Source organism: Ruegeria sp. F11 (genome assembly GCF_056533855.1).
The window spans coordinates 68,063-81,577 of record NZ_JBQFOW010000003.1 but is presented as its reverse complement, the minus strand read 5'-3'; the positions used below and the strand labels follow the sequence as shown (position 1 = coordinate 81,577).

Genomic DNA, 13,515 nt, shown 5'->3' with positions numbered 1-13,515 from the left:
GGTCCGGTATTGCGAATTATTCCTGGATCGCCTGAAGGCGCTCGAAGGTCTCAGCGTCCCACGGAACGGTGTCGCTGATCAGCAGGGGTGCAACAGCTTCCATGAACGGCGCACGGTCCACTTCGTTCACGGTCACGCCCTGCTCACGGAACCAGTCGGCCAGTTCAGACTCGGACTGCACGATTTCGTCCGACGTGGCCGATGCGGCCTCGGCCAGCGCATCCAGCAGCGCCTGACCGTCGTCACCCATCTTGCCCAGTGTCACGGGCGAGACCACAACAGCCAGCGAGTTGGTGATGTGACCGGTCAGGTTGATGTTCGACTGTACTTCATAGAACTTCTTGAACTGGATGGTCGGCAGCGGGTTTTCCTGAGCGTCCACAACACCTTGCTGCAGGGCCAGGTACACTTCGGCAAAGGCCATCGGTGTGGGGTTCGCACCAGTTGCTTCGGGGAACATCTGATAGGCAGGCGCGTTCGGCGTGCGGATCTTCAGACCTTCCATATCACCCGGCGCAAGGATCGGCTTGTTCGAGGTCACGTGACGCGCGCCATAATAGGTCATGGTCGCAATCGTGTTGCCCGAGATGTTCTTGTATTCATCGGCCATCTCATCGAACAGGTCCGAGTTCACATAGGCTTTCCAGTGGTCATACGACCGCATGGTGAACGGATAGTCCGAGATGCTGATCGGGCCATAGGACTGACCCAGGAACGCCACGCCGGTATAGATCGCGTCAACGGTACCAAGCGACAGCGCTTCGTTCAGCGCGGCCTCTTTGCCCAGTTGCGAGGCCGGGAAAACCTCCATCTTGTAGCGGCCGTCGGTCTTTTCCTCGAGCAGCTCTGCGGCTTTCACAGCAGCCGCGTGATAGGGGGTCGAAGCCTCGTAGACGTGACCGAAGCGCAGCACTTCCTGTGCCAGACCAGCCGTCGCGCTGAGCGCAACAATACAGGCCGCTCCAAAGGCCGTTTTACCAAAGTTGTACATTTTGTCTTTCCTCCAAGGTTGGGTTGAAAGCCGCCCGACTGTTGTTGCCCTTATGGTCAGGCGGCTGGGTTTATTCCGCTGCCAGCTTGGGCAGGAACCGGAAATCTCTGATGCTGTTGGGTTTCATCTCGATTGAAAAACCCGGCTTGTTCGGGGCCATGTAGGCTCCGTTCTGCACGATGCAGGGGTCAAGGAAATGTTCGTGCAGATGGTCGACGAACTCGATCCGCTTGCTGTCCTTCTCGCCCGAGATCGCGACGTAGTCGATCATCGACATATGCTGAACGTATTCGCACAGGCCCACGCCGCCCGCATGGGGCCAGACCGGCAGATCGTACTTTGCAGCCATCAACATGACAGCCAGCACCTCGTTCAACCCGCCCATCCGGCAGCTGTCGATCTGAACGATGTCGATCGCGCCTTCCTTGATGAACTGCTTGAAAATGATGCGGTTCTGGCACATCTCGCCGGTGGCCACCTTGACAGGAGCAACCCCCTCGCGGATCGCCTTGTGGCCAAACACGTCGTCGGGGCTGGTGGGTTCTTCGATGAAGAAGGGCCGCGCAAAGGACAGGGCCTTGACCCAATCCACGGCCTGATCAACTTCCCACACCTGATTGGCGTCGATCATGATGTTCATGTCTTCGCCCAGCACTTCACGCGCAATGGTCAGGCGGCGGATGTCGTCGTCCAGATCGCGGCCCACCTTGAACTTGGTGTGGGTAAAGCCCGCATCCTTTGCCTCGCGGCACAGGCGGCGCAGCTTGTCGTCGGAATAGCCAAGCCAGCCCGCCGAGGTGGTGTAACACGGGTAGCCCTCGGCCTTCAGCTTCGCCACACGTTCCTGTTTGCCGGGCTCAGCCGCGCGCAGCAGTGCCAGCGCTTCATCCGGCGTGATCGCATCGGTCAGGTAACGGAAATCGATCAGGCGCACGATCTCTTCGGGGCTCATCTCACCAACCAGTTGCCAGACGGGCTTACCCGCTTCTTTGGCCCACAGATCCCAGGCGGCGTTCACGACCGCGCCGGTTGCCAGATGGATCGCGCCTTTGTCGGGGCCAATCCAGCGCAGCTGGCTATCACCGGTGATATGACGCCAGAACCGACCCATATCTTCAGTGATCCAGTCCAACTCTAACCCTGTGACCAGCGCACCCAGAGCCTCGATGGCGGCCACGCATATCTCGTTGCCGCGCCCAATGGTAAAAGTCAGTCCGTGGCCCTCATGCGCGCCATCGGTTTCCAGAACAACGTAGGCCGCCGAATAATCCGGATCGGGGTTCATCGCGTCCGACCCGTCCAGACTATCCGAGGTTGGAAAGCGCAAGTCTTCGGTACGAATACCTGTGATACGGGTCATTTGCTGGCCTCGACTTTCTGGCGCTGTACGCCCAGCCCTTCAATGCCCAATTCCATCACGTCGCCGGGTTTCAGATATACCTCGGGCTTCTGGCCCAGACCCACACCCGGGGGCGTTCCGGTCGAGATCACATCCCCCGGCTGCAGCGACATGAACTGCGACAGGTGCGAGATCACGGTCGCCACGTCAAAATGCATCGTCTTGGTCGAACCGTCCTGATAGCGGTGGCCATTAACCTCGAGATACATCGGCAGATTCTGCGGGTCCGATACCTCATCCCGCGTCACCAGCCAGGGGCCGATGGGGCCGAACGTGTCGGCGGACTTGCCTTTGACCCACTGGCCCGAGCGGTGCAGCTGAAAGTCGCGCTCGGACAGATCATTGATCACGCAATAGCCCGCGACGTGGTCCAGCGCATCCTCGACCGAGACATATTTGGTGTGCCTGCCGATCACCACGCCCAGTTCGACCTCCCAGTCGGTCTTGACCGAGTTGCGGGGGATATCGACGGTGTCATCGGGGCCCATGATGGCCGAGGTCGCCTTGAAGAAGATCACCGGCTCCTCGGGCAGCGCCATGCCGGATTCGGCGGCGTGGTCGGCATAGTTCAGACCGATACAGATGAACTTGCCGACCTGACCGACACAAGCACCGATGCGCGGGGTGCCTTCGACAACGGGTAGAGTGCTCACATCCAGCGCACGCAAGGCGTCCAGCCCGGCATCTGACAAAGCCTCGCCGGCGATATCACCAACGACACCCGACAGATCGCGGATTGCGCCATCATCATCCAGAAGTCCGGGTTTTTCCTGGCCCATCGGGCCGTAACGCAGCAGTTTCATATCTTAATCTCCCTGATCAAACGGTCCAGCCGCCGTCGATGGCGAAGGTCTGTCCGGTGGTAAATGCGGTCTCGTCGCTGGCCAGATAGACGGCCAAAGCGGCAATCTCGTCGGCATGGCCGATGCGGCCCATGGGCTGGCGCGCGATGAAGTCTTTCATGGCCTGCTCATAGTCGCCGGTGGCGCGCAGGCGGTCGTGCAGGCTTGGGCTGTCGACGGTGCCGGGGCAGATCGCGTTGCAGCGGACGCCCTGCGTGATGAAGTCGGCGGCGATGGATTTGGTCAGGCCGATCACGGCAGCCTTGGATGCGCAGTACGAGAAGCGGTTCGGCACGCCTTTCATCGACGAGGCGACCGAGGACATGTTGATGATCGAGCCGCCGCCGTTTTCCAGCATGCCGGGCAGCACCAGCTTGGCCAGCCGGTACATCGCTTTGACGTTCAGATCGAAACTGAAATCCCACTGGTCATCATCGCACTCAAGGATCGAGCCCGCTCCGACAAATCCAGCGCAGTTGAACAGCACATCCAGCGTTCCTGCCCCTGCGACAGCCTGCGTGACGACGTCCGCGTCTGTGACATCCAGTTTCAGCGCGGTGACGCCTTCGAGCTCGGCCAGTTCTGCAAGTGAGGCGTCGTTGATGTCACAGGCGATCACCTGCGCGCCTTCGGCCACATATTTCTCGACACTGGCGCGTCCAATGCCCTGACCGGCTGCGGTCACGAGTGCTTTTTTTCCGGCCAGACGGCCCTGTGCTTTGGTCATGTCGTCCTCAATCCGTGTGGAATACTTCAATCATGTGGGCCCATTTCTCGCCTTCGGCGCGGCTGGGCAGCGGGTTTTGGCAAGGATCGGTGAAACTCCACCATTCCTGCGTTCTGGGGTCTTGTGCCATGCGGGCCATGTCCCCTTCGAAATCGGTGCCGTGATATTCCCAATAGCCGAACAACAGGTTCTCGGGCTCACGTAGGAAAATCGTGTAGTTGTGAATGTTGCTGTTGGCGATCTGCGCCAGCACGTCCGGCCAGACGGCAGCATGCAGGCGTTTGTATTCGTCCAGTTTTTCGGGCTTTACCCCGATCACCATACCCATACGTTTCATCATGCGCCCTCGCCGATTGTGATCGCCGAGGACTGGGCTTCGATCGCTTGCCAGTCCCACGTGATACCCAGACCGGGCGCGTCTGACGGAATGGCAAACCCATCCTCGATGCGCATCGCGCCCGTGGTCACGCTGTCAAGCTGCGGGATGTATTCCAGCCATTTCGCATTGGGCACCGCGCAGACCAGCGGCAGATGCAGTTCCATCAGGAAATGCGGACAGACCATGACGTTATACGCCTCGGCCAGATGCGCCACTTTCAGCCACGGGGTAATGCCCCCGATCCGCGCCACGTCCACCTGCACAATGCTGGCCGCGCCCGCTTGCAGGTAGTCCTTGAACTGGCTCAGCGAATACATGCTTTCGCCGACGGCAATCGGCACCGAGGTCCGGCTCGACAGCTCGGCATGGCCTGCGACGTCATCGGCGGGCAGAGGTTCCTCGAACCAGCCTATACTATAGTCTTCCAAGACCTGCGCCCGGCGAATCGCCTCGGACAGGGTAAAGCCCTGATTGCCATCGGTCAGGATTTCATAACCCGGCCCAACGGCCTCGCGCACGGCGGCCAGACGGGCGGCATCCTCGCTCAGATGCTCGCGGCCGATCTTGATCTTCGAGCCGCGGAACCCCTGCGCCTGCATCGCCAGCGCGTCATCGACCAGGGCCTGAGTCTCCAGATGCAGCCAGCCGCCCTCGGTCGAATAAAGCGGGATGCGGTCGCGCGTGCCACCTGCGGCTTTCCACAGCGGCAGCCCCTGTTTGCGGCAGCGCAGATCCCAAAGCGCGGTATCAATCGCAGCCAGTGCCAGCGACGTAATCGCCCCCACCGCCGTCGCATGGGTCAGGAACAGCAAATCGCGCCAGATGCCTTCAATCCGATCCGCATCGCGCCCGATCAGCGCGGGCGCCAGCGTTTTCTCAAGCAGCGCCATCACCGACGGCCCACCGGTGCCGATGGTATAGCAATAGCCCGTACCCTGCGCCCCGTCGCTGTCGGTCACGGTCACGATGGGCGTTTCCTGACTGACAAAGGACTGAATCGCATCGACCCGTTTGACCTTGGGGATCAGGTCGATCATGCGCAGTTCGATATGGGTGATGGTGGCCACGGTTGCTTACCCTCTCAGCGCCTCGCCGGTGCCCGCGTCGAAAACGTGGCATTTGTCGAGGACAAGGTGGAACGGCAGCGTTTCACCCGGATGCACGGGGCGCGGGTTGAACATCTTGGCCTGTACCTCGACGCCTGCCAGATCGGCGAACAGCAGGGTCTCGGTGCCCAAGGGTTCTTCCAGCGCAACCGGCAGTTCCAGATCGACCAGTTCGCCGCGTTCCTCAACCGCATGGCCCACAGGCATCAGGTTGTCGGCCCGGAAGCCGAACTGTACCGCCTGTCCGGCCCGCACATGATCGCGCGCCGAGGCCGGGACGGGCACCGTGACCGAGTCTTTCAGAACGATGGTGCCCGCATCGGTGACAACCCCATCCACAAGGTTCATCGGAGGGGAGCCGATAAAGGTCGCCGCAAAGGTATTGACCGGCGTGTTGAACAGCTCAAGCGGGGTACCGACCTGAACGATATGACCGTCGCGCATCAGCACGATACGGTCGGCCAGTGTCATCGCCTCGACCTGATCGTGGGTCACGTAGACGATGGTGTTGCCGACGCGTTGGTGGAGCTTCTTTATCTCGACCCGCATCTGCGTGCGCAGCTTGGCGTCGAGGTTCGACAGCGGCTCGTCAAACAGGAACACGTCCGGGTGCCGCACAATGGCGCGGCCCATGGCGACGCGCTGACGCTGACCACCGGAAAGTTCCGCCGGTTTACGGTCCATCAACTCATCCAGCCCAAGGATCGCGGCGGCTTCGGTCACGGCCTTGGTGATCTCGGCCTCGGGGCGTTTGGCGATCTGCAGCGTGAAGCCCAGATTTTCGCGCACCGTCATATGCGGGTACAACGCATAGTTCTGAAACACCATCGAGATATTGCGTTCACGCGGGGGCAAGTCGTTGACCACCCGGCTGCCAATGGAAATCTCGCCGTCGGAAATGTCCTCTAGCCCGGCGATCATGCGCAGCGTGGTGGACTTGCCGCAGCCCGAGGGGCCGACCAGCACCAGGAACTCTCCGTCCTGGATGTCCAGATTGATGCCATGGACGGCCTGTTGCTTGCCATAGCGTTTGACGACGTTGTTGAGGGTAACTTCGGTCATTCCATTATCCTTTCACGCCGCCAAAGGTTAGGCCGGCGATCAGGTGCTTCTGCACGATAAAAGTCAGGATCAGGGCGGGCAGGATCATCAGCACGGCCAACGCGCACATACCGCCCCAGTTGATGGTGAATTCAGCGGTGAAATCCAGCAGTCCCACAGGCATCGTCTTGGACCCAACCGAGCGGGTCAGCTGCGAGGCCAGCGCAAATTCGTTCCACGAGGTCAGGAAGGCGAAGATCGCCGCCGAGGCCACGCCCGAGCGCGCCACCGGAAACTCGACCCGCCAGAAGGCTTGCCAGCGTGTGCAGCCGTCGATTTCCGCCGCCTCGTGCAGTTCCTTGGGGATCTGGCGGAAGAAGCCATCGGTCAGCCAGATGGTAAAGGGCACGTTCATCGCCACGTAGACAAGGATCAGGCCGAAATGAGTGTCGATCAGGCCCGCGCGGGCAAAGACGATGAACAGCGGCAGCGACAGGGCCACACCGGGCACGGCGCGGAACAGCATCAGTCCCACGAAATAGCCGTTCTTGAACTTGAAGCGATAGCGCGCAAAGGCATAGCCGCCGCCCATCCCGATCAGGATGGCAATCGCGGTCGACGTGACCGAAACGATCAGCGAGTTACGGAAGTACTGGAACACAGGCACGCCGCCCTCGCCCGCTCCACCGAACATGGCGCGGTAATGGTCCAGCGTGAAGGTCGGGGTCCAGACCGGAGGTTTGGCCATGATCTCGACCGTCGGGCGGAACGAGTTCAGTACGATCCACAGGCCCGGAATGCAGATGACCGACATCACCAGGAACAGACCAATCAGGTGCAGTCCCTTCAGCAGGCGGCGCTGGTTGCGGTAGGATTGATTGCGATCCATACGCTTAGCCCCCCATGCCCAGCTCGGCGCGTGCGGCGCTGAGTTTGCGGAAGAAGTAGATGGTGAAGGCAATCGACAGCAGGATCGAGACATAGCCCATCGCGTTGGCCAGCCCCATGCGGGCGTCCACATAGCCGGTGCGGCTCATCAGCGTCCAAAGCAGCTCGGTCCGCCGCGCGGGGCCGCCACCGGTCATGATCTGCACGATGTCATAGGCCCGGGCCACGTCCAGCGAGCGGATGGTCATGGCGATATAGATGAAGGGCATCAGGAAGGGCAGCGTGATGTGGCGGAAGGTCTGCCATGCGGTGCAGCCATCGACCTTGGCGGCCTCAAGCGGGTCACGCGGCATGGCGAAGAGACCCGCGAGGATCAGGATCGCGAAGACAGAGGTGCTCATCCAGACCTCGGCGAAGATGATCGAGAACATCGCCAGCTTGCCATCCACCAGCCACGGCAGCGCCGCGTCGGTAATGCCCAGCGATTGCAGCACGTTGTTCACCAGTCCGATATTGTCGTTGAAGATGAACTTGAACTGAAAGCCCACCAGAATGGGCGAGAACATCATCGGGAACATCAGGATCGTGCGCAATGTGCGCTGACCCCATGTCACCTTGTTCATCATCAGCGCAATGCCCAGACCCAGCAACAGTTCCACGTTCAGTGCGATGGTCAGGAACAGGACGGTTCGACCAAAGGCGGACCAGAATTTCCAATCTCCAAGGATCTTTTCGTAGTTCGCCGTGCCAATCCAGCGCCACAGCGACGACGGGCGCGTCAGCTTGTACGGCGTAAAGCTGGAATACAGCGAGAAGAGGAGCGGGATCAGAACAACGGCTGCCATGATGATGAACGCAGGCAACAGAAGGACAAACCACTCCGGTAAGCGGCGGCGCATAACGTCTTTCCTTGGGTTGAGTGTAAGTGTGCAGGGGCGTCGCCGCCCCCGCACGGGCCGGAGGAGCCCTTAGTAGTAGCCGGATTCGCGCATCAGCTCGTCCACCGCCTCGGCGGCGTCATTCAGCGCGTCCTCGACGGATTTGTCACCGACGATAGCAGCTTGCAGTTCGGGGAAGACGATATTGGTGGTCTCACCCCATTCCGGGATCGGCGGAACCGCGAACGCGTATTCGGCACCGGCGGCGAAGGCGGCCAGAGCTTCGGCGCGGAACGGGTCGTCACCCTCTTGGGCGGCTTTGACGTTAGCCTCCCACACGGCGCTGCGGGTCGGCAGCGAACCGCCCGAGGATTCGGCCAGTTGGCTGTCTTCGCTGGTCAGGAACTTCACCAGTGAGACGGCGGCATCCTTGTTTTCGCAGTCATTGGTGACCGAGAAACCATGATGCCCCGACCAGCCAGTGCGTGTAACCGAGCCCATCGGCTGGATTGCCACGCCAACATTGCCGGCGGCTTTGGAGGATTCAGGATCGTTGAAGAACCCGGCCCAGCCCGGCCAGTCCAGGTTCAGCGCGACGGTGCCGCTGGCAAAGCCCTGACCCAGATCGTCCCAGACATAAGACGTGGTGCCCGCCGGAACCGCTTGGGCTTCGTAAAGGTCAACAAACCACTGCAATGCGCGCTGGCCCGCGTCCGAGTTGAAGATGGGTTTCTTGTTTTCGTCCAGATAGTTGCCGCCCTCGGCCACAACCATCTCGTAGAACCGGCCAACGATGGCCTCGTCCTTGCCTGCATATTGTGTGCCATAGAAGTTCGGCGGATCTGCAAAGAAGATCGCCTGATCCTTCACCTGCTCCCATGTTTCGGGAACGGCCAGATCATACCCATATTTCTCTTTGAACTGAGCGGCCTTTTCGGCGTCTTCATAGTTCGACTTGAGGTAGTACAGGACCGAGACGTCAAACTGCGCGCGCGGCAGCATCAGAAGCTCGCCGTTCACGGTCGAAGCACCAATGTTGCCCGGCACGAATTCAGCAACCGTCTCTGCCGGAACCAGACCGTTTAGGTCAACGTATAGACCTTCATACTGCGGCGCAAAGGACGAGTGGTTCGAGCCAACACACCACGAGGTCGTGCCTGCGGCCATGTCTGATTTGATTTCCTTGTCGATCTCAAAGTGGCTTTTCTTCGAGATGATATCGACCTTCGCCCCAGTGGCTTCTTCCCACTCAGCGATGCGACCATAAAGGCCTTCATACTGCTGTCCGCCGATCAGTTTGGCTTCGACGACGACGTCAGGGAACGATCCCCAATCCGATTCGGCGCTCGCGGCCCCTGCAGCCACCATCGCGCCGCTGGCAAGCAAACCACTGATTATTTTGGATGATTTCATAAGTCTCTTCTCCCTGGCTGCATTTTTGACGATTCTCCCGGACCGTCTGCATTTGTATTTAAAACATTTATTTACTATTAAATCAACATTGACTTTACCTGGCATCTTGAGCCACGATTTCAGGAAACCGGATGCAAACGGTTTGGGAGGATAGATTGACGGCAACCACCGAGAAGTACCGCGCCCCCGCGCTGGAAAAGGGTCTGGACATAATCGAGCTTCTGTCGCAGCACGCCGACGGGCTGGCGCAGGGCGATATCGCGCGCGCGCTGGATCGCTCCCAAAGCGAGATTTACCGTATGCTGACCACGCTGGTCCGGCGCGGTTATGTCATGCGCTCGTCCGAGGATGATCTGTATTCGCTGACCCTGAAGATGTTCGCGATCTCGCAGCGCCACCCCCCTATCGAACGCTTGCTCGAGCTTTCGGCGTCAAAGATGCGCGCTGTCACCCGAAAGGCATGGCAATCCTGTCACATGGGCATGGAAAGCAACGGGGACATCGTTGTGGTTGCCTCGGTCGCCTCGCCCGGCAACTGGGGGCTTGCCCTGCGGGTTGGCACGGTGATCGGTCTGGGCAACACCGGAACCGGCCGCGTTCTGGCAGCTTTTCGCAGCGACGCCGATCTTGAGGAACTGCTTGAAAAGCACCGGCTGGCACAGGGCGAGCCGGAACTGGACCCTGTCGAGTTCAAGGAACACGTAGCGCGCATTCGCGAATGGGGGTACGAACGAATGCCCTCGGCCACCGCCGTCGGGGTCACGAACCTGGCCTACCCCGTGCTGGACCACGAAGGCCGCGCGATAAGTGTGGTGAATTGCCCCTTCCTGGAGCGGATCGACCAGTTCGAGGTTCCGGGCCTCGAAGACGTACACGAAATGTATAAGGCGCTGGCGGACTACCTGACGGATTTCTACGCGGGCCGACAGGGATGATCGGCGGGGCTGACTTGAGTCACCCCTACGGATTGACTAGCCTTCCCCGAAGCCACGTTCCCACGCCGGGCTGACGTTATGTTAAACGGTCGGGATCACCGTGACGGAGATACGAATGTATCGTTTCGACGATTTTGAGCTTGATGTTGACCAGTTCGAGCTTCGCCAGTCCGGACAGCCCGTGCATGTCGAACCGCGTGCGCTTGAACTGGTGTGTTTGTTGATTGAAAGCCGTGACCGGGTCATCGACCGGGACGAGATTATCGAAAAGCTCTGGGACGGACGCGCTGTGTCGGACGCCGCCGTGTCTACCTGTTTGAAAAGCGCGCGGCGGGCCGTTGGGGATGACGGGAAAACCCAGGCTCTGATCAAAACGGTGCATGGGCGCGGGTTTCGGTTTGTCGGTCGGGTCGAAGACCACACGCCCGCCGTTTCGCACCCCGTGTCTGCGAAGGTCTCGGACCTTCCCTCGCTGGTCATTCTGCCGATGCAGGTTTTCGGCGACTCTCCGGACCTGCAGGGGGTTGCCGACGGGTTGGTCGAGATGCTGACGACCGTGCTGACCCGCGTGCCGTTTCTTTCGATCATCTCCCGCGCCGCCAGCTTTGCGATGAAGGACAGCCCGATCGACCTTTCCACCGTCCGCGACCGGTTTGGCGTCTGGTACATGCTTGAGGGCAGCCTGCAGGAAACCCCCGCCGGGGTTCGGGCGAATTTCCAGTTGATTGACGTGGCCAGCGGCCATCACCTCTGGGCCCGGCGGATCGAACAGGCGCGCGGTGAGGATATCAGCGAAGGGTTGCTGAACGCGGTGCTGCCAGTGCTGGAACCCCAACTGGTGCGGGCGATGATGAAGGACCTCAGCACCGCAACCGCCGAAGGGTCCGCGCCTGCTCTGACACTCGAAGCCATCGGCGTTCTGTCCCTGAAAGGATGGAACCGCGCGTCCTTCGAGGATGCCCGGCAGTTGCTGGAACGCGCCATCGGGTTGCAGCCTGATCTGGCGCTGGCGCATGCCTATCTGGCCCTGGTTCTGGGCATCGGGCATCGCGTCGGGATTCTGTCAGAGCGGGAAGCGCTATTTGACCGCGTGAACGCTCTGGTCGATACCGCGCTGGATATGGACGGGATGGACTCGACCATTCTGGGCATGACCGGTTGCGCACTTGCCGATATCGGAGACCGCGACCGGGCACTGCCAATTCTGCGAACGGCGCTTGATTTGAACCCGGACAACGCACAGGCGCGAACGGCGCTTGGGGCCGCGCATCTGCTGGCCGGGAACTTCCCCGAAGCGGTGCGCGAACTCGAAGACGGCATCCGCGTCAGCCCAATGGACCCGCGCCGCGCGGTCTGGGGTGCAGCACTTGCAACGGCAGCCCTGCTGAGCGGTGACATGGAAAAAGCGCGGGCCGAGGCCACCAAGGCCTGCGATGCGGACCATCGCAATCACATCCCGCGCGTCGTTCTGGCCGCAACCGCGGTGGTCTGCAAAGACTTGGGGATGGCGCAATCGGCGGTGACCTCGGCTTTCAGGATCAGACCCGATCTGTCCGACACAGAAATCCGGGCGGTCGTCGGCAAAGAGATTGAGACGCACCTGTCCCCGCTGGTCGAAGCCATTCGCGCGCAAAGCGCGCCCTAGCTGTCCTCCAGAAGAAACTCGGCAATCAAACGGCTGCAGCGATGCCACGCGGGGTCTGTCTCGGGCAGAATGTGGTTGGAGGTTTCCAGCGGAACAAATCTGGCCCCTGGAATGCCCGCAGCGAGCGCCTGTCCCTGCCGGAAACTTATGGCGGTATCCTCACGCGCGTGCAGAACCAGAGTGGGAACCGAGACCTGACCCAGAATGCCGCGTACATCGACCTCCCCGATTGCAGCAATGAGTTTTGCCGCGTTGCGCCCGTTCGACGACTGCGCCTGCAACTCGCTGAACCATTTCAGGTATTCCGGCGGCGCATCGGGCATGAGCGTGCTGCTGAACATCTGCTGCACGGCGCCCGAGCCGCCCCAGATGCTCTCGATCAGGGCAATCGAAGCCTCGGTCGCTTTTATCCGCTTTTCTGTACCGTGATGCCGCCACCCGCAGGCATAGCCCGCGTAAAATGCCATCCGTGAAACGCGATCCGGATTCTTGACGCAATAGGCGACGCTCACCGCTGCCGCCTGCGAAATCCCCAGGATCGGAAACCGGTCGAGGCCAACGGCATTGGCGACCGCTTCCAGATCCTCGACCTGACGCTCCAGCGAGAAATCTTCAACATCCCATTCGCTCAGCCCGTTGCCACGCGGGTCGTAGCGGATAAGCTGATGGGTCTGGGCGAAATGCCGATGAACATGCCTCCAGACCGGGCTGTTCCAGTCCAGTTCCACATGGGTCAACCAGTGCGAGGTCTTGATCAGCGGCGGACCTTCTCCGGCGATGGAATAGGCAATGAGCGTCCCGTCCTTGCTATGACAAAAATAGATGTCTTGCTCGGGCTTCTCGTCCGTTTCCGCAGCGGGCCTCGCACCGCTTTCGACGGTGGATGCGACAAAGCGAAAGCCTCGGCCATGGATCGTCTTGACCATGTTCTGCTTTGTACCGCTGTCGCCCACGGCATTGCGCACGGCGTAAATTGCCGAAGAAACGGCTGCGTCCGAGATGAACCGCCCTTCCCAGATCGTGTCGATAAGCTCATCCCGCGTGACCACGCGGTCGCGGTTTTCGACCAGATAAATCAGGATTTCCAGCACCTTGGGTTCGACGGAAACCGGCGCGCCATCTGCGCGCAACTCTAACCCAGCGGTATCGAGGGTGAACTCACCAAAACTGTAATTCATGCCGCAAGCCTAGCGGCGTGGGCTGGATTTGTCATCTGAGGGCGCTTTTTCCGCGCTTCCCCAAGAAATCCCCAAGAAACCCCAAGATCCTCC

The 13,515-nt window shown here is 60.5% G+C and carries 13 protein-coding genes; 2 read left to right on the top strand and 11 right to left on the bottom strand.

Features of this window, described 5'->3' with window-relative positions:
- Positions 1-16: 16 nt before the first annotated feature.
- The 10 genes from ACR0NJ_RS04910 to ACR0NJ_RS04865 all read right to left on the bottom strand — a co-directional run bounded on the left by ACR0NJ_RS04910 (position 17) and on the right by ACR0NJ_RS04865 (position 9,664).
- A complete protein-coding gene (locus tag ACR0NJ_RS04910) occupies positions 17-991 on the bottom strand; it encodes a sialic acid TRAP transporter substrate-binding protein SiaP (RefSeq protein WP_480816013.1) in 975 nt (324 codons plus the stop codon).
- Positions 992-1,061: 70 nt separating this feature from the next.
- Positions 1,062-2,351: an L-fuconate dehydratase gene (locus tag ACR0NJ_RS04905; protein ID WP_480816012.1), complete on the bottom strand. Its 1,290-nt coding sequence runs from the start codon at positions 2,349-2,351 to the stop codon at positions 1,062-1,064.
- Positions 2,348-3,193, bottom strand: a complete 846-nt coding sequence (locus ACR0NJ_RS04900) for a fumarylacetoacetate hydrolase family protein (RefSeq protein WP_480816011.1) — start codon at positions 3,191-3,193, stop codon at positions 2,348-2,350. The genes ACR0NJ_RS04905 and ACR0NJ_RS04900 overlap by 4 nt, the downstream gene beginning before the upstream one ends.
- A gap of 16 nt (positions 3,194-3,209) precedes the next feature.
- A complete protein-coding gene (locus tag ACR0NJ_RS04895; protein ID WP_480816010.1) occupies positions 3,210-3,959 on the bottom strand; it encodes an SDR family oxidoreductase in 750 nt (249 codons plus the stop codon).
- A 7-nt stretch (positions 3,960-3,966) separates the two neighbouring features.
- Positions 3,967-4,299 (bottom strand): L-rhamnose mutarotase, encoded by a 333-nt coding sequence (locus ACR0NJ_RS04890; protein WP_480816009.1) that lies wholly within the window; start codon positions 4,297-4,299, stop codon positions 3,967-3,969.
- Entirely contained in the window at positions 4,296-5,405 is a 1,110-nt protein-coding gene (locus ACR0NJ_RS04885) for a mandelate racemase/muconate lactonizing enzyme family protein (RefSeq protein ID WP_480816008.1), read from the bottom strand. Before ACR0NJ_RS04885 ends, ACR0NJ_RS04890 begins: the two co-directional genes overlap by 4 nt.
- 6 nt (positions 5,406-5,411) lie before the next feature.
- Complete coding sequence (locus ACR0NJ_RS04880) at positions 5,412-6,506, bottom strand: ABC transporter ATP-binding protein (RefSeq protein ID WP_480816007.1); 1,095 nt, start codon at positions 6,504-6,506, stop codon at positions 5,412-5,414.
- 4 nt (positions 6,507-6,510) lie between these two features.
- Positions 6,511-7,374, bottom strand: coding sequence for a carbohydrate ABC transporter permease (locus ACR0NJ_RS04875; protein ID WP_480816006.1), 864 nt, complete (start codon positions 7,372-7,374; stop codon positions 6,511-6,513).
- Between the two features lie 4 nt (positions 7,375-7,378).
- Positions 7,379-8,272, bottom strand: coding sequence for a carbohydrate ABC transporter permease (locus ACR0NJ_RS04870; protein ID WP_480816005.1), 894 nt, complete (start codon positions 8,270-8,272; stop codon positions 7,379-7,381).
- Positions 8,273-8,341: 69 nt separating this feature from the next.
- On the bottom strand, positions 8,342-9,664 hold the full coding sequence (locus ACR0NJ_RS04865) for an extracellular solute-binding protein (RefSeq protein WP_480816004.1): 1,323 nt from the start codon (positions 9,662-9,664) through the stop codon (positions 8,342-8,344).
- A 155-nt stretch (positions 9,665-9,819) separates the two neighbouring features.
- Between ACR0NJ_RS04865 and ACR0NJ_RS04860 the strand changes: the two genes are divergently transcribed.
- Together ACR0NJ_RS04860 and ACR0NJ_RS04855 are read left to right on the top strand one after the other, a co-directional pair.
- The gene (locus ACR0NJ_RS04860) at positions 9,820-10,599 is read left to right on the top strand and encodes an IclR family transcriptional regulator (protein WP_480816003.1); all 780 of its coding nucleotides are present in this window, start codon (positions 9,820-9,822) and stop codon (positions 10,597-10,599) included.
- 115 nt (positions 10,600-10,714) lie between these two features.
- Positions 10,715-12,244, top strand: a complete 1,530-nt coding sequence (locus ACR0NJ_RS04855) for a winged helix-turn-helix domain-containing protein (protein ID WP_480816002.1) — start codon at positions 10,715-10,717, stop codon at positions 12,242-12,244.
- On the opposite strand, the gene ACR0NJ_RS04850 is transcribed toward ACR0NJ_RS04855, so the two are convergent.
- Complete coding sequence (locus ACR0NJ_RS04850) at positions 12,241-13,422, bottom strand: alpha/beta hydrolase (protein ID WP_480816001.1); 1,182 nt, start codon at positions 13,420-13,422, stop codon at positions 12,241-12,243. The genes ACR0NJ_RS04855 and ACR0NJ_RS04850 overlap by 4 nt on opposite strands.
- Between the last annotated feature and the right edge of the window lie 93 nt (positions 13,423-13,515).

Bases quoted from the DNA above. Each gene is read 5' to 3' on its own strand.
- ACR0NJ_RS04910 (WP_480816013.1), bottom strand. From the start codon at position 991: ATGTACAACTTTGGTAAAACGGCCTTTGGAGCGGCCTGTATTGTTGCG.
- ACR0NJ_RS04905 (WP_480816012.1), bottom strand. From the start codon at position 2,351: ATGACCCGTATCACAGGTATTCGTACCGAAGACTTGCGCTTTCCAACC.
- ACR0NJ_RS04900 (WP_480816011.1), bottom strand. From the start codon at position 3,193: ATGAAACTGCTGCGTTACGGCCCGATGGGCCAGGAAAAACCCGGACTT.
- ACR0NJ_RS04895 (WP_480816010.1), bottom strand. From the start codon at position 3,959: ATGACCAAAGCACAGGGCCGTCTGGCCGGAAAAAAAGCACTCGTGACC.
- ACR0NJ_RS04890 (WP_480816009.1), bottom strand. From the start codon at position 4,299: ATGATGAAACGTATGGGTATGGTGATCGGGGTAAAGCCCGAAAAACTG.
- ACR0NJ_RS04880 (WP_480816007.1), bottom strand. From the start codon at position 6,506: ATGACCGAAGTTACCCTCAACAACGTCGTCAAACGCTATGGCAAGCAA.
- ACR0NJ_RS04875 (WP_480816006.1), bottom strand. From the start codon at position 7,374: ATGGATCGCAATCAATCCTACCGCAACCAGCGCCGCCTGCTGAAGGGA.
- ACR0NJ_RS04870 (WP_480816005.1), bottom strand. From the start codon at position 8,272: ATGCGCCGCCGCTTACCGGAGTGGTTTGTCCTTCTGTTGCCTGCGTTC.
- ACR0NJ_RS04865 (WP_480816004.1), bottom strand. From the start codon at position 9,664: ATGAAATCATCCAAAATAATCAGTGGTTTGCTTGCCAGCGGCGCGATG.
- ACR0NJ_RS04855 (WP_480816002.1), top strand. From the start codon at position 10,715: ATGTATCGTTTCGACGATTTTGAGCTTGATGTTGACCAGTTCGAGCTT.
- ACR0NJ_RS04850 (WP_480816001.1), bottom strand. From the start codon at position 13,422: ATGAATTACAGTTTTGGTGAGTTCACCCTCGATACCGCTGGGTTAGAG.